This is a genomic window from Bradyrhizobium sp. CER78 (genome assembly GCF_029846235.1).
Taxonomy (GTDB): Bacteria; Pseudomonadota; Alphaproteobacteria; order Rhizobiales; family Xanthobacteraceae; genus Bradyrhizobium.
The window spans coordinates 291038-306096 of the sequence record NZ_JARVWP010000003.1; the positions used below are offsets into that span (position 1 = coordinate 291038).

Below are 15059 nucleotides of genomic sequence, written 5' to 3' on the forward strand. Positions count from 1 at the left end.
TCACATCCTGAACAGGCCAAACTTGGTAGGCTCGATCGGCGCGTTGGCGGCGGCCGACAGGCCGAGCCCGAGCACCAAACGCGTGTCGGCGGGATCGATCACGCCATCGTCCCACAGCCGCGCGGTCGCGTAATAGGGATTGCCCTGCTTCTCGTATTGCGCACGGATCGGCTCGCGGAACTTGTCCTCCTCTTCCGCCGACCAGCTCTCGCCCTTGGCCTCGATGCCGTCGCGCCGCACCTGGCTCAGCACCATCGAGGCCTGCTCGCCACCCATCACGGAGATGCGGGCGTTCGGCCACAGCCAGAGGAAGCGCGGGCTGTAGGCGCGGCCGCACATGCCGTAATTGCCGGCGCCGTAGGAGCCGCCGATCACGACGGTGAATTTCGGCACACCGGCGGTCGCAACCGCCGTCACCAGCTTGGCGCCGTCACGCGCGATGCCGCCCGCCTCGTATTTCTTGCCGACCATGAAGCCGGTGATGTTCTGCAGGAACACCAAGGGAATGCCGCGCTGGCAGCACAGCTCGATGAAATGCGCGCCCTTCAGCGAGCTCTCGCTGAACAGGATGCCGTTGTTGGCGATGATGCCGACCGGATAGCCCCAGATGTGGGCGAAGCCGCAAATCAGTGTAGTGCCGTAGAGTTTCTTGAACTCGTCGAACTCGGAGCCGTCGACGATCCGCGCGACGATGTCGTGCACGTCGAACGGCTTGCGGCCGTCGGCGGAGACCACGCCGTAGATCTCCTCGGCCGGAAACAGCGGCTCCTGCGGCAGGCGCATGTTGAGCGGTGCCTTCGCCGGCTGCTTCAGCGTGCCGACGATGCGGCGCGCGATGCCGATCGCATGGGCGTCGTTCTGCGCGTAGTGATCGGTCACGCCCGACTGCCGGGAATGCACATCGGCGCCACCGAGCTCTTCGGCGGTGACGACCTCGCCGGTCGCAGCCTTCACCAGCGGCGGGCCGCCGAGGAAGATCGTGCCCTGGTTGCGCACGATGATGCTCTCGTCCGACATCGCCGGCACATAGGCGCCGCCGGCGGTGCAGGAGCCCATCACGATCGCGATCTGCGGGATGCCTTGCGACGACATCTGGGCCTGGTTGTAGAAAATGCGGCCGAAATGCCGCTCGTCGGGAAAGATCTCGTCCTGCAACGGCAGGAAGGCGCCGCCGGAATCCACCATGTAGACGCAGGGCAGATTGTTCTGCCGCGCGATATCCTGGGCGCGCAGATGCTTCTTCACCGTCATCGGATAATAGGTGCCGCCCTTGATGGTGGCATCATTGGCGACGATGATGCATTCGCGCCCGGAGATGCGCCCGACGCCGGTGATGACGCTCGCCGAATGCACGTCGCCGCCGTACAGGCCATTGGCGGCGAGCGGCGACAGCTCGAGGAACGCAGTGCCGGGATCGACCAGGAGATCGACGCGGTCGCGCGCCAGCATCTTGCCGCGCGAGGTGTGGCGCTTGCGCGAGGTCTCGCCGCCGCCGCCGGCGACATGCTTGAGCTTGTCGCGGAGCTCCGCGACCAGGCCCCGCATCACGTCGGCGTTGCGGGCGAATTCGGAAGATGTGGGATCGATCGTCGAATGAAGCGGCATCGGTGTTGCACGTTTCGTTGGAGGAGCCGACAGGATTTTGGGGAAGCGGACCGCCGCGCCGGAGGCGCGACGGTCGGCGCGAGGCTTAGGCCGTCTTGGCGAACAGTTCGCGGCCGATCAGCATGCGGCGGATCTCGCTGGTGCCGGCGCCGATCTCGTAGAGCTTGGCGTCGCGCAGCAGGCGGCCGGTCGGGTAGTCGTTGATATAGCCGTTGCCGCCGAGCAGCTGGATCGCATCCAGCGCGCATTGGGTGGCCTTCTCGGCGGCATAGAGGATGGCGCCGGCGGCGTCCTCGCGCGTGGTCTCGCCGCGGTCGCATGCCTTCGCGACGGCGTAAACGTAAGCGCGCGAGGCGTTCATCGTGGTGTACATGTCGGCGATCTTGCCCTGCACCAGTTGGAACGACCCGATCGGCTCGCCGAACTGCTTGCGCTCGTGGACATAGGGCAGCACCACGTCCATGCAGGCCTGCATGATGCCGATCGGACCCGCCGCCAGCACCGCACGCTCATAGTCGAGGCCCGACATCAGGACGTTGACGCCGCGGCCGACCTCGGAGAGCACGTTCTCCTCCGGCACTTCGCAATCCTCGAACACCAGCTCGCAAGTGTCGGAGCCGCGCATACCGAGCTTGTCGAGCTTCTGCGCGGTGGAAAATCCCTTCATGCCCTTCTCGATGATGAAGGCGGTCATGCCGCGTGGCCCGGCATTGGCGTCGGTCTTGGCATAGACCACGAGCGTCTCGGCGTGCGGACCGTTGGTGATCCACATCTTGTTTCCGTTGAGGACGTAGCGGTCGCCCTTCTTGTCAGCCCGCGTCTTCATCGAGACCACATCCGAGCCGGCGCCGGGCTCGGACATCGCCAGCGAGCCGACATGCTCGCCGGAGATCAGCTTCGGCAGATATTTGCGCTTCTGCGCCTCGTTGCCGTTGCGGCGGATCTGGTTGACGCAGAGGTTGGAATGCGCGCCGTAGGCCAGTCCGACCGAGGCGGACGCCCGCGAGATCTCTTCGACCGCGACGCAGTGCTCGAGATAGCCGAGGCCCGAGCCGCCATACTCCTCCTCGACCGTGATGCCGTGCAGGCCGAGCGCGCCGATCTTCGGCCAGAGGTCGCGCGGAAAGCTGTTGGAGCGATCGATCTCGGCGGCGCGCGGCGCGATCTCGTTGGTCGAGAAATCATGCACCGTCTCGCGGATCGCGTCCGCGGTCTCGCCAAGGTCGAAATTGAAGATTGCCGCCTGGTTCGAGGCCATGATCCCTCCCGTGAGATTCATTCTGCAATTAAACGATCATACGTTTTTTTCTTGGCTTCGCAAGCGACTGTGCTAAGGTTGCTTCATGAAATCCGCAGTTCATTGAATTCACTGGGGTTTCATGCGATAAACATACGGTCGTTCGCTTGTTTCCGGCACTCCCTGACAAGCCAACATCCCTCCGAGGCCCCGATGGCACGCACGATCGGCTCACATGGCCCCACGACGCTGGAGGCGATCCGCAAGGCCGGCGTACGCCTGATCTTCGAGCACGGCTACGAGGCGATGAGCCTGCGCCAGCTTGCCGCCGAGGTCGGCATCCAGGCCGGCTCACTCTACAATCATATCTCAACCAAGCAGGACCTGCTGTTCGATCTGGTGCAGGACCATATCAACGATTTGCTGCGCGAGCTTGATCTGGCGCTGGAGGGCAAGGCCGATCCGGTCGAAAGGCTGCGCGCCTTCGTGGCCTTTCATGTCACCTATCACATGACCCGCAAGCGCGAGGTCTTCATCGCCAATTCCGAGCTGCGCAGCCTCGATGCCAAGAACTACGACGCCGTGGTGGCGCTGCGCGGCGCCTATGAGCAGCGGCTGGCGCAGATCCTCACCGACGGGCTGTCGGAGGGCGTGTTCGAGGTCGTCGACATCCAGGTCGCGACTTTCGCGATCCTGGCGCTGCTGACCGGGCTGTGCACCTGGTACCGCCCCGGCGGCCGCCTGACCCGCGACGCCATCATCGCAGCGCACGAGAAGCTGGTGCTGTCGGGCGTTGCGCCGCAGGCCGCGACCGGCCGGGCGAGCCACGGCAGCAAGGGCCCGCGGACCGCGGTGGCAGGCTTGTGACCGCGACAGAGCGCCCGCAGCTCGATGACATCGATCTGCGGATCCTGTCCGAGCTGCAACGCGACGGCCGGATCAGGATCAACGAGCTCGCCGAGCGGGTCGGCATCACGGCCCCGCCCTGTTTGCGCAGGGTCCGCGCCCTGCGCAGCCGCGGCGTGGTGCAGGCGATCCGCGCCACGCTCGACGAACGGCTGCTCGGCTATGAGGTGACGACCTTCGTGCTGATCCAGCTCGACAGCCAGAACCTGGTTGCGATCGAGGCGTTCGAGGCCGCGGTGGCGGCCGTGCCGCGCTTCCTGCAATGCTGGCGGATCTCGGGCGATGCCGATTTCATGCTGAGATGCGTCGCGCCCAGTGTCGACGACATGCGTCAGCAGCTGCTGCAGTTCGCCGGCCTGCCGAACGTGCGTAAAATTCGAAGCTTTCCGGTGCTCGGCGTCTCCAAGGACGCGCCGCTGCCGATCCCGGGAGCCCTCGCCGCGGAAAGCCCTGCGGGCTGATCTACCGCCGGCCCGGGTTGGTCGAACCAGGGGTTCGGTCGGTGGGACCCGACTAGTGGGTCCACGGCTCCCAGCGGCGGAACGCAAAATTGTCCGCATAGGCGATCTGGCGGTGCGCCGAATCCTTCGGCTCGATCACCTGGTAGGCGATGCCCTTGCGCTCGCAATAGGCCACCGCCTCCTCCTTGGTATCGAAGTGCAGCGTGAGCTGCTGCTTCATGTCGGTCGACGAGGTCCAGCCCATCAAGGGCTCCACGGTGCGCGGCTGCTCCGGCTCGTAATCCAGCTGCCACGCCTTGGTCTTGGCACGTCCCGATTGCATCGCGTTTTTGGCGGGCTTAAAAATGCGTGCGGTCATGGATGGTCGGCCCCGTGGGATGTGCAACATGGAAGCGATTTGAAGGAAACCGTCGGGATAGTATAGAGACACCGTTCAACGAACTGATCGGTGATTCCTCGATCTCGGAGGTCGCCTTTGCCGGACCGGTATAGTCATTCTGCCGCGCTGTGACAATCTGGCCCGGGGCGCGCTCCGGAGGCTCTCCTCCGGGCCCGCGGGGCCAGATTGTCATAGTGCGGTCTTCTCGACAGCATCACCTCGAGGAAGCGGCGCCCCATGGAAATCCACGCTCATTTGCCCGAAAAAGGACGTGACCTCAGGCTCGACCTGTTCCGCGGGATCGCGAACTGGGCGATCTACCTCGATCACATCCCCGACAACATCGTGAACTGGATCACGACGCGCAATTACGGCTTCAGCGACGCCGCGGACCTGTTCGTCTTCATCTCCGGCTACACTGCGTCCTTCGTCTATGCCCGCATGATGCTGGAGCGCGGCTTCATCGTCGGCGCCACGAGGCTGACCAAGCGGGTCTGGCAGCTCTACGTCGCCCACATCATCCTGTTCGTGATCTACATCGCCTCGATCAGCTATCTGGCGCTGCGCTTCGGCGATTCCGAGATCATCAACGAGTTCAACGTCGCCGGCCTCGTCGACAACGCCACCGAGACGCTGCGCCAGGGCCTGTTCCTGAAGTTCAAGCCGGTCAATCTCGACGTGCTGCCGCTCTACATCGTGCTGATGGGCCTGTTTCCGCCGGTGCTGTGGTTCATGCTGCGGCAGCCGAACTGGACCATGCTGGCCTCGGTCGCGCTGTGGCTGGTCTCGCGCCATTTCGGCTGGAACCTGCCCGCCTACCCGGCCGGCACCTGGTACTTCAATCCGTTCGCATGGCAGGTGCTCTTCGTGTTCGGCTCGTGGTGCGCGATGGGCGGCGCACGCGCCAACATGCACATCATCAACTCGCGCTACACGCTGTGGTTCTGCGTCGCCTATCTGATCTTCGGGCTGATCATGACGATGGCCGGCCGCTTCCCGGACTTCGGCGCGATGTTCCCGGACTGGCTGTATTCGGCCTTCAACCCGAACGACAAGACCAACCTTGCGCCCTACCGCTTCCTGCACTTCGTGGTGATCACGGTGCTGGTGATCCGCTTCGTCCCGAAGGACTGGTCGGCGCTGGAGTGGAAGGTGTTCGATCCCCTGATCGTCTGTGGCCAGCAGTCGCTCGCGGTGTTCTGCGTCGGCGTGTTCCTGTCCTTTGTCGGACATTTCGAGCTCTCGATGAGCTCGGGCTCGCTGTTCGCGCAGATCTTCGTCAGCATCTCCGGCATCGCGATCATGACGATCGTGGCCTATTACATCTCGTGGTCGAAGCGGCAGGACAAGCCGGTCAAGCCGCCGGCGCAGAAACCCGCGGCACCGGCGAAAGCGGCATAACCCTTGTTATGTGAGCATGGCCTTGTCGGAAAACCGCTTCGCAGTTTTCCGGGCCATGCTCTAGCTTCCGCCGCGGCTGGGGTCCTGCGTCGTCGAGGAGACGATGGTGGCGACGTCGCCGAACGTCGTCATCACGGGTGCAACGACCTTGTGCATGGCGGTCTTTGATACCAGCGTGTCGTGCATCACGAGGTTGTCGATGCCGGTGGTGAGGAAGCAGCTCACCGCATCCTGCGGCGTCTCGATGATCGGCTCGCCCTTGACGTTGAACGAGGTGTTGATCAGCACCGGCACGCCGGTCAGCGCCTCGAACTCCTTCAGCAGGCGATAGAGCATCGGGTTGGTCTCCTCCCGCACGCTCTGCACCCGCGCCGAGCCGTCGACATGCACGATCGCCGGGATCTTGTCGCGCCATACCGGCCGCACCGGCTTTGCGATCAGCATGTAGGGCGAGTCCTCCTCGCCCTCGAAGATCTCCTTCATGCGCTCGGCCAGCACGATCGGCGCGAACGGGCGGAACGCCTGGCGGTGCTTGACGCGGCTATTGAGGATGTCCTTCATCTCGGCCTTGCGCGGATCGGCGATCAGGCTGCGGTTGCCGAGCGCGCGCGGCCCGAATTCGGACGGTCCCTGAAACCAGCCGATCACGCGCTCGTCGGCAAGCAGCCTGGCGGTGTCGCGGCAGATGTTGTCGCTGCGCTTCGCATCGATCTGGATGCGCACCAGGAAGCTTTGCAGCGCGGCCGCCACTTCGGCGTCGCTGTAGCGCCGGCCGACATAGGCGTGGTCCATCACGAACGAGCGGCGCTGTTTCAAAATTTCCAGCCAGCCGTAATAGGCGCAGCCGATGGCGATGCCGTCGTCACCGGCGGCGGGCTGGATCCAGATGTTCTCGAAGCCGGCCTCGCGCGCGATCCGCCCGTTGGCCACGCAATTCAGCGCGACGCCGCCGGCGATGCAGAGGTTCTTCGCACCGGTGCTCTCGCGCAGCCAGCGCGCCCGCTCCAGCAGCACGTTCTCGGTGTCGTCCTGCACCCGCCAGGCGATGTCCTCCCAGTGCCGCATCGTCGGGCTCTTGTCCCAGCTGCCGCTGTCGAGCACGAAGGGCTGCTGGTTCTCGGCGCCCCAGAACGGCACGTGCAATTTGCCGTCCTTCATCTCGAGCAGATGGCCGACCTGCTCGCGCCGGCCATAGGGCGCAAGCCCCATCAGCTCGCCGCACTTGTTCCAGTCGCCGAACACATAGGTCGAGACCCGGCTGTACAGCGCGCCGAGACCCGGCATGTTGTAGAATTCGTCCGACAACAGACCGCGCGCCGGCTCCATGAAGACTTTCTTCAGGCATTCGAGCCTGGTGTCGTCGAACCTGTAATAGCTCTCGGACTCGCGGGCGAGCGGCGAGGCCCCATCCTGCGGATAGGACTCCATCGCGTCGGCCTGGTAGTTGCCGACGCCGTCGACGATCATCACGACGCCATCCTTGAACGGCGACACCGCGAACGCGCTGTAGGCATGCGCGAGGTGATGCGAGATCGACACCACCTTGTCGGATTTGGAACGAAACAGCGGATGCTTGATTGCCTCGTTGCGTTCGGCGATCGGCAGGAAGCCCGGCATGTCCTGGTGGAGCATGCGCTCCTCCATCTCGGGCACCGGCAGGATGTAGCTGTTGCGCACCACGAGATCGACGTCGTCGAGCGTGATGCCCTCGGCGGACACGCAGTAGTCGATGACTTCCTTGTAGAAGCCGGAGGCGTGCTTCTCGCGGGTGATGCGCTCCTTGGAGATCGCGTAGGCGATCGCACCGTCACGCAGCAGGCAGGCGCTCACATCATGGTCGTAGACGTTGAGACCAAGGACGTAGGTGTGTTGTTTCGGCATGGGCACTCTTCAGGGAGGATTCTCAACGCTCAGAGAACATGATCGTGTCGACTTCAAGTTCGCGACGGCACTTTCCGCACATCGCAAATCTCTGCTTCTGCGACGCACAAATCAAATCGGCGCCAAGTCGATGCAAAGTCGATGCAATGCAAGATGAACAGAATGAACGGCGGATGAACGACAAGATGAGCGCAGCAACCACGTCGTCCTTTGCAGGCGGGAGTGTAACTTGACCTTACCTTTTGGTCTCAATAGAGTCGTTAAAGCTCGCAAGAACCTTAGTGAAAATACTGTCTTAGCATGCTCGAACCGGATGCCGGTCTCGCGCGTCTAAGCGAGACAGCCAGCATCAGTTCAGATGTTTGGAAGTGACTGGAGATCTTCAGAATGACTAAACGCTACAATATCCTGACTCGTTGCTTAGCAGCAGTCGCTTTGTTGTTCGTCTATGTCGCAAGCACCTCTGCCATCCTGGTCGGCGCCACCACGTCGTCAGCGCAAGCGCAATGGCGCGGACGCGGCTGGGGCTATCGCGGCGGCTGGGGCCGCGGCCGCGGTTGGGGCTATGGCCGAGGCTATGGCTATGGCTACTACGGCGGTTATGTTGGTCCTCGTTGCTGGTGGACCCCGCGTGGTGTTCGCGTTTGCCGGTGGTAACAACCACCCGGCCGACACAAGCGATATTGAAGACATAAATCAGGTGCGTCGATTTCGGCGCACCTGATTTTCTTTGGGGCGGTATCCTTTTTGGGACTTATCTTTTGGGACTTATCTTTTGAGACTTGGCTCGCCGGACACGCGCAACAATCTATGGCGCGCAAGAAAGAGCCCCGGGAGACGCCGGGGCTCTAGTCACGGGAGAGAACGCTTCGGAAATCGGGACGCGAGGAGGAGCCGGCGACCCGATCACCCAATGCATCTACTACGTGCATCAGAGCAGATTCGGCCCCCTCAGGCTGTAGCCGTGCCGCAACAACCTGCAGTAATGAACAGCCTGTCCACCGGTTCCCTCGCCGGCCGAAAACCGCCTCAGCCATGCGCTAACCGTCGAGGATGGCGACCGCCCTCGTCCACCCCGCCGACGCGCGCTCGATCTTCACCGGGAAGCACGACACCATGAATCCGGTCGACGGCAGCAGCTCGAGATTGTGCAGTTTCTCGATGTGGCAATAGCCGATGTGCCGCCCGGCCTTGTGGCCTTCCCAGATCAGGCTGGCGTTCTTGGTCTCGGCATATCTCCTCGCGGTGAAGACGAACGGCGCGTCCCAGCTCCAGCCGTCGATGCCGGTCAGCCGTACGCCGCGCTCGAGCAGATACATCGTCGCCTCATAGCCCATGCCGCAGCCCGAATTGACGTAGTCGGGCTGGCCGTATTTCGCACCGGCGCTGGTGTTGACGACGACGATCTCGAGCGGCGACAGCGTATGCCCGATACGCTTCAGTTCGGCTTCGACATCGCCGGCGGTTGCAACGTAGCCGTCAGGCAGATGCCGGAAGTCGAGCTTCACGCCCGGCTGGAAGCACCATTCCAGCGGCACCTCGTCGATAGTCCACGATCGCTCGCCGCGGTTCATGGTCGGATGGAAATGCCAGGGCGCATCGAGATGCGTGCCGTTATGCGTCGAGAGTGAGACCTGCTCGACGGCCCAGCCCTGCCCGTCAGGCAGATCCGCAGCCTTCAACCCATCGAAGAATTGCAGCATGCGCGGCAGCCCCTGCTGATGGTCGATGTACTGGATGGTCGGGTGGTTGCCGGGCGGATCGGCCGGAACGTCGTTCTGCAGGGGAACGGAGATATCGATCAGTCTGCGCGCCATGGTGCCTCCTCGCGGATTGGTCTTGTCAGGCTGGACTACCCTGCCAGCCCGCGCGCGTGATCGGCAAGCCACATCCGCTCGGGATCGCGGCTGGCGATCTCAGGGTTGGACTGCGGCAAGGCGGCGCAACGTTGAACCTATTTCCCGCCGGGGCGACCCATGGGCACTGGGGATTTCAGGGCCCAGTATTCGACGGCGCCGTCTGGACGAAGATATTCCGTCCGGGCGGCGTTGTTGCATCAGGCAAGACGATCTCGATCGAATTTTGTTCGCACGCAGTCCCGCGCGGCCAGGCCACGGCCGGCCCGGTCAGTTCTTTCGATCAAGCTTTGCGATGGGATGGTCGGGGCAGCTGGATTCGAACCAACGACCTGCAGTACCCAAAACTGCCGCGCTACCAGGCTGCGCTATACCCCGACATTTCCGAGAAGCCCCGTGGATACACGCTTCAGCCAGCGCCAGCAAGGCACCGGTGCGGGGCTTCCGGCCGCGAAATCGGCGGCGGTTTCCGTCCGGAAATCGTGTAAAAAACCTAGTGAGCGCCGAACAGCGGATGGCCGACCCGGTCGCCGGGCTGGATGCCGTATTTCTGCGCAGTCCCGGCAATCACCTCGAGGACGCCCTTGGCGAGCCCCCGCGACGGAATGATCTTGGTCGACATCGGTTCGGTGTTTTCGGCGATCCGCAGGATGCGCCCGTCGGCGCGGATGAAGATCATGTCGAGCGAGATGTAGGTGTTCTTCATCCACATCGACACTTCCTGTTCCGGCGTGAAGTCGAACAGCATGCCTTTGCCGTCCGCGAGCTCCTTCCGGTACATCAGGCCGGTCTCCTTCTCCTGCTCGGTGGTCGCCATTTCGACGGAGAAGACGTGCACGCCTGATTTGGTGACGATCTCGAGCGGCTGGACGCTGGCTGCCTGCGCGGCCGGGGCCAGCAACGCGCCGAACATCATGACGAGGGAGGCCACCAGCCACGGGCGAAGCCGCCCAACCATGCGATCGAAATTCATCGACAATACTCACACCGGGGAAGATTTTCCGGCGGACCCTAACCCGATGATTGCGGCAAATGCCAGAGCCCTGGAGGCTCGCCGACGGCTCACGTTTCCGTCAGGGCGGATGACCGGAGGGTCTTGTTTGAGCATGATCTATTCGGAAAACCGCTTCGCACTTTTCCGGATCATGCTTAGTGCGACGACAGCGCCGACGGACCGGTCTCCGGGTGGATCTCGGCGGCCATCATACCCTTGGAGCCGGGCCCGAACCGCACGAGCACATACTGGCCGGGGCGCAGCTCGGTCATGCCGAAGCGGCGCAGCGTCTCCATGTGCACGAAGATGTCCGGCGTGCCCTCGCCGCAGGTCACGAAGCCGAAACCGCGCAGCCGGTTGAACCACTTGACCTGTGCACGCTCGAGCCCGCTGGTCGCGGTCACCGTGACATGGGTTCGCGGCGGCAGCATCTGCGCCGGATGGATCGCGGTCGACTCGTCCATCGATACGATGCGGAAGGCCTGATAACCCTTCGCTCGCTGCACGCACTCGACGACGAGGCGCGCACCTTCATAGGCGGTCTGATAGCCGTCGCGCCGCAGCACCGTCACATGCAGCAGGATGTCGGGCCAGCCATTGTCGGGGACGATGAAGCCGTATCCCTTGGAGGCGTCGAACCATTTGATGACGCCGGAGACTTCGACGAGGTTGGCCGCGGCGTCGCCGAGACCGGAGAAGGCATCCATCGCTGGATCGCGCGGCGCGCTGCCGTACTCGCCTTGTCCAATCCGGCTTTGCCCAACTCCGCCTATCGGCGGTCCGCCGAGCTTCTTGGACTCAAATCCGTCCGACCCCATGACCCCGGACCCCACACATCAAATGCAGAGCGCCGACGTTGCGGCGCACCCTGTACACGCTGCTTTCCATGACCAACTCATTTGGACGCTGCGCGAATCTCTCAACCAAAAGATAACACTCCCGCTTCCCGGGCATAGCTAAAAAACGATTCTTGCGGGAACTATGAACAGGCTTGCACAGCCGCGAATCAATCGGGCGTCAGTTGCCTACGAAAGGACCAAGCGTGTCGCCGATGTCGTGACGGATCACCAGATCGGCGATGTCGTCCTGATCGGTCGGCTCGTTGTTGATGATCACGAGCCGCGCACCGCTCTCCTTGGCCATCATCGGAAAGCCCGCGGCGGGCCACACCACCAGCGAAGAGCCGATCGCCAGCAGCAGGTCGCAATGCCTTGCGAGTTCCGTCGCGCGGCGCATCGCATCCTCGGGCATCGACTGCCCGAACGAGATCGTCGCGGTCTTCACCGGATCACCGCACTCGGCGCAGTCGGGCGCACCACCGGTCCTGTCGAAGTGCAGCTTCACCCACGCGAGGTCGTAGGCCTTGCTGCAACCGATGCAGCGGGCGTAGGTGGTGTTGCCGTGCAGCTCGATGACGTCATCGGCCTTGAAGCCCGACGCCTGATGCAGATTGTCGATGTTCTGGGTGATGACGCCGGGAACCTTGCCTGCCCGGTACAGCGACGCGAGCGCGCGATGCCCGCGGCCCGGCTTGGCAGCCGCGAATGTCGGTTCCATCGCGAAGCGGCGCCGCCATGACTCGTCGCGCGCCTCCTGACTGGCGACGAACTCGTCGAACGGGATCGGCCGGTTGCGGGTCCACAGCCCGCCGGGCGAGCGGAAGTCGGGAATGCCGCACTCGGTGGAGATGCCCGCCCCGGTGAAGGGCACGATCGACGATGCCTCGGCAATCATGTTGCCGAGCCGCTCGACGCCGCTGCGCAGATCCTTTGCAATCGAGTCTTTTGCAATCGAGCTTTTTGCAATCACTGGAATTTTTCCGGTTGGCCACCGCGACTATAGCACGGCCCGACCGATTGCGAGATCGAGGGCGATGCGGGCGGCCGGCTGCGAGCCGCTTCGGCCCGGTCGCTGCCGCCCCAGCATCATCACATTCCTGCACGGCCTGCTCCGCATTGACGCCCAATTCACCGATGCCAATGCGCGCGGGATAGGACCACCATAACGAGGATGGGCAATGACGGATCTGGAAGAGCGCGTCGCGCGCGAGCGCGAGGAGATCGTCGCGCGCATCGCCAGCTTCAGGGCGACGCAGCAGAAATTCGAGCGTGATCGCCAGGAATATTACGACAACACGCTCGGCAATGTCTGGAGCGGATTTCAACGCAAGAGTGCCTGATGTCGTTCACGCGCACATTCCCGCGCTATCGCATCATGACGCACAGATGAGAAAGCCCGGAGCGGTGTGCTCCGGGCTCGTCGCCGTTACCAATAGTGGCGATAGTAGTGGTGCCGATAGTACGGACCGCGATAGTAGGCGTAACCGTCGTCGTAGTAGCCGTAGCGCGGGCCATAGTAACCGTAGTCGGGCCCGTAATAGCGTGGGCCGTAATACGCACCGGCTGCGCCAGCTGCGAGCGCGCCGGCAGCCAGACCGAATGCCAGGCCAGGTCCGATATGACGCGCCTGCGCCGGCGCGCTGACCATCGTCGCGCCAACCGTCGCAACCGTCGCCAAAACTGCCAATGTCTTTTTCATGGGCAACCTCCTCACGTTGTTATGTGCACCAACGCGGGCGGATTGGGATGGTTGCAGCAAAACACCTGTTCCGGTTCCCCAGCCATGCGATAGCGCAAAGCTACCATCGGTTAGCGCCGGAACAAAAACACAACCTCAGTGATTAGCTGTGATGTGAGCGAGGTTGGCATCGATGCCGGCGTGGATGGAACTGCTGCTGAACGTGTTGGGCTTTGCCGGCTTTATCGGCATCGCGATGTATCACAAGCATCCGAACAGGAAGCTGCCGGACTGAGCGCCGGCGTCGCCCCGCCGTGTGCTGCGCCTCAGTTTGCCTTGCGCGCCTCTCCCGCCGTGCGGACCAGCCGGTCCGCCTTCACGAGCACCTTGCCGCTCTCCGGCTGCGGCCGAAGCCAGAAGCTGATCACCACAAAGGCGGAACAGAACAGCAAGCCCACCACCATCACACGCCGGTGGGTCGGTCTGTCAGCGCTATGGAACGACGGCATCATGGCTGTCACCTGCAACCATCCCTAGCGCAATCGCAGGTGGTGGCAATGCAATGCCACTCTTAACCTAACCCGGTAGGGTTAGTGGTGGCGGGGCACGGCACGGACGCCGATCTCCTGATCGCCGGCCGCCGCGGAGTAAGTTGCCGTCTCAGTTTGGAATTTTGGGGAGGTTCTCGGACCAAAACATGGTCGAGAGCTTGTATTCGGAGCATCGGCTACAGATTGCCACCTCGCGCCGATTGCGAACCCCTTGCAAGTTCGCCCCCTCCCCGAGTTGATCGGTAAGCCTTGTGACGGGATTAGAAAGCCGCAGCTCCTGAACAATGCAATCATCGCAAAAGTAGTGCCCGGCCCGCTTGCGCAGGAAGTGAATCACTCGCTCCGCCGTATTCACGCGCTCTCTCCCTTGCCTAGGCTACGGCAGCGAACCGCAAATTTCCAAACTAAGGCCATCCGGAATCCACAACATATCCCGCACTTGTCCGCAGCAAATTCACAGGGGCCGTAAGCCCGTTTCCTCAACAGACTCCGGCGCTTGCCGCGCACTCGTCCACAGCCTCGCCCGATCAGGCGTCCGCCAGACGTTTCAGGGTCGCCTGGAAGCTCAGGCTGCGGGTTCCGACCAGCACGGTCCCGAACACCTCGGCGTGGTCGCCGCTGAAGGTGCCGGAGAAGCCGCTCGTCACCTCCTGCCCGGCGAACAGCGGCCGAGCGAACGGATCGGAAAACGGGGAATGCTGGTTGGTCCTCAGGTGCCCCTTCCAGGTGCCCTCGCCGGCCGTATAGGCCCCGATCGACCAGAAATACGGCCCGCCGCCGATCAGAAGACCATCCCGCAGGATCAGGATGCCGCTGTCGCGGCCGCGCACGCCGTCGGTCATATGGATATGGATCGAATAGAGCCCGTTCCGCATCGATCGCGCCGTCCGGTCCTGAACGGCCGCAGTATGACGCCAAGCCGGGCGGCGCGCGAGCACGCTGATACCGCCCGGCCGCCGATTCGGGCCGAAAGCGTCGGTCCAGGCGCTAACAAGTCGTTAAGAAAGCCCTGACAAGGTTCGGACCGCCGGAGGGAGGGAGCCATGCTCATTTACCCCGTACCTGTCGAAGTGACGCAAGCCAGGGTGCAACTCGTCGTCGATCAGACGGCGAAGGAGCAGCCGCGCATCATCAGCGCCGATGTTCTTGACGTCTTCGCGGCCAAGAACAAGGCCGACCGTGATGCCGTCGAGACCATGCTCGACATCAAGGTGTGAACGCAGCGCCAGCGGAATGCGGGCCAGCGCAGGTTCGCTCGCCAGAGGAACCAC

16 protein-coding genes and 1 tRNA gene are annotated in these 15059 nt (G+C 63.3%); 5 read left to right on the forward strand and 12 right to left on the reverse strand.

Annotation, left to right across the window (positions count from 1 at the left end; genetic code table 11):
- Both QDT69_RS07260 and QDT69_RS07265 read right to left on the reverse strand, forming a co-directional pair.
- Entirely contained in the window at positions 1 to 1605 is a 1605-nt protein-coding gene (locus tag QDT69_RS07260; protein ID WP_279705927.1) for a carboxyl transferase domain-containing protein, read from the reverse strand.
- A gap of 85 nt (positions 1606 to 1690) precedes the next feature.
- Entirely contained in the window at positions 1691 to 2863 is a 1173-nt protein-coding gene (locus tag QDT69_RS07265; protein WP_050420342.1) for an isovaleryl-CoA dehydrogenase, read from the reverse strand.
- A gap of 192 nt (positions 2864 to 3055) precedes the next feature.
- Here QDT69_RS07265 and QDT69_RS07270 point away from each other — a divergent pair, with 192 nt between their 5' ends.
- Both QDT69_RS07270 and QDT69_RS07275 read left to right on the forward strand, forming a co-directional pair.
- Positions 3056 to 3709 carry a TetR/AcrR family transcriptional regulator gene (locus QDT69_RS07270; protein ID WP_279705928.1) on the forward strand — a complete coding sequence of 218 codons (654 nt, stop codon included), beginning with the start codon at positions 3056 to 3058 and terminating at the stop codon, positions 3707 to 3709.
- Entirely contained in the window at positions 3706 to 4209 is a 504-nt protein-coding gene (locus QDT69_RS07275; RefSeq protein WP_279705929.1) for an Lrp/AsnC family transcriptional regulator, read from the forward strand. The genes QDT69_RS07270 and QDT69_RS07275 overlap by 4 nt, the downstream gene beginning before the upstream one ends.
- A 52-nt stretch (positions 4210 to 4261) precedes the next feature.
- Here QDT69_RS07275 and QDT69_RS07280 read toward each other — a convergent pair whose 3' ends face one another.
- A complete protein-coding gene (locus QDT69_RS07280) occupies positions 4262 to 4567 on the reverse strand; it encodes an ETC complex I subunit (RefSeq protein WP_074126096.1) in 306 nt (101 codons plus the stop codon).
- A gap of 258 nt (positions 4568 to 4825) precedes the next feature.
- Between QDT69_RS07280 and QDT69_RS07285 the strand changes: the two genes are divergently transcribed.
- Entirely contained in the window at positions 4826 to 5989 is a 1164-nt protein-coding gene (locus tag QDT69_RS07285; RefSeq protein WP_279705930.1) for an OpgC domain-containing protein, read from the forward strand.
- Positions 5990 to 6049: 60 nt separating this feature from the next.
- On the opposite strand, the gene QDT69_RS07290 is transcribed toward QDT69_RS07285, so the two are convergent.
- The 6 genes from QDT69_RS07290 to QDT69_RS07315 form a co-directional block, all read right to left on the reverse strand.
- Positions 6050 to 7870 carry a carbamoyltransferase C-terminal domain-containing protein gene (locus QDT69_RS07290; protein ID WP_279705931.1) on the reverse strand — a complete coding sequence of 607 codons (1821 nt, stop codon included), beginning with the start codon at positions 7868 to 7870 and terminating at the stop codon, positions 6050 to 6052.
- Positions 7871 to 8910: 1040 nt separating this feature from the next.
- A complete protein-coding gene (locus QDT69_RS07295; RefSeq protein ID WP_279705932.1) occupies positions 8911 to 9687 on the reverse strand; it encodes a cyclase family protein in 777 nt (258 codons plus the stop codon).
- 340 nt (positions 9688 to 10027) lie between these two features.
- Positions 10028 to 10104, reverse strand: a tRNA-Pro gene (locus QDT69_RS07300).
- Between the two features lie 115 nt (positions 10105 to 10219).
- Positions 10220 to 10699, reverse strand: a complete 480-nt coding sequence (locus QDT69_RS07305) for a DUF192 domain-containing protein (RefSeq protein ID WP_279705933.1) — start codon at positions 10697 to 10699, stop codon at positions 10220 to 10222.
- 176 nt (positions 10700 to 10875) lie between these two features.
- Entirely contained in the window at positions 10876 to 11538 is a 663-nt protein-coding gene (locus QDT69_RS07310) for a cold-shock protein (protein WP_279705934.1), read from the reverse strand.
- 199 nt (positions 11539 to 11737) lie between these two features.
- Positions 11738 to 12454: a Sir2 family NAD-dependent protein deacetylase gene (locus QDT69_RS07315; RefSeq protein WP_279706189.1), complete on the reverse strand. Its 717-nt coding sequence runs from the start codon at positions 12452 to 12454 to the stop codon at positions 11738 to 11740.
- A gap of 283 nt (positions 12455 to 12737) precedes the next feature.
- Between QDT69_RS07315 and QDT69_RS07320 the strand changes: the two genes are divergently transcribed.
- Positions 12738 to 12899: a hypothetical protein gene (locus tag QDT69_RS07320; protein ID WP_279705935.1), complete on the forward strand. Its 162-nt coding sequence runs from the start codon at positions 12738 to 12740 to the stop codon at positions 12897 to 12899.
- 86 nt (positions 12900 to 12985) lie between these two features.
- Here the strand turns inward: QDT69_RS07320 and QDT69_RS07325 are convergent, their stop codons facing one another.
- The 3 genes from QDT69_RS07325 to QDT69_RS07335 all read right to left on the reverse strand — a co-directional run bounded on the left by QDT69_RS07325 (position 12986) and on the right by QDT69_RS07335 (position 14663).
- A complete protein-coding gene (locus tag QDT69_RS07325) occupies positions 12986 to 13258 on the reverse strand; it encodes a hypothetical protein (RefSeq protein ID WP_279705936.1) in 273 nt (90 codons plus the stop codon).
- A 305-nt stretch (positions 13259 to 13563) separates the two neighbouring features.
- Positions 13564 to 13749, reverse strand: a complete 186-nt coding sequence (locus tag QDT69_RS07330; RefSeq protein ID WP_050420329.1) for a hypothetical protein — start codon at positions 13747 to 13749, stop codon at positions 13564 to 13566.
- 566 nt (positions 13750 to 14315) lie between these two features.
- Positions 14316 to 14663 carry a GrlR family regulatory protein gene (locus QDT69_RS07335; RefSeq protein WP_279705937.1) on the reverse strand — a complete coding sequence of 116 codons (348 nt, stop codon included), beginning with the start codon at positions 14661 to 14663 and terminating at the stop codon, positions 14316 to 14318.
- A 168-nt stretch (positions 14664 to 14831) separates the two neighbouring features.
- On the opposite strand from QDT69_RS07335, the gene QDT69_RS07340 reads away from it, so the two are divergent.
- On the forward strand, positions 14832 to 15005 hold the full coding sequence (locus tag QDT69_RS07340; protein ID WP_157863264.1) for a hypothetical protein: 174 nt from the start codon (positions 14832 to 14834) through the stop codon (positions 15003 to 15005).
- Positions 15006 to 15059 lie beyond the last annotated feature (54 nt).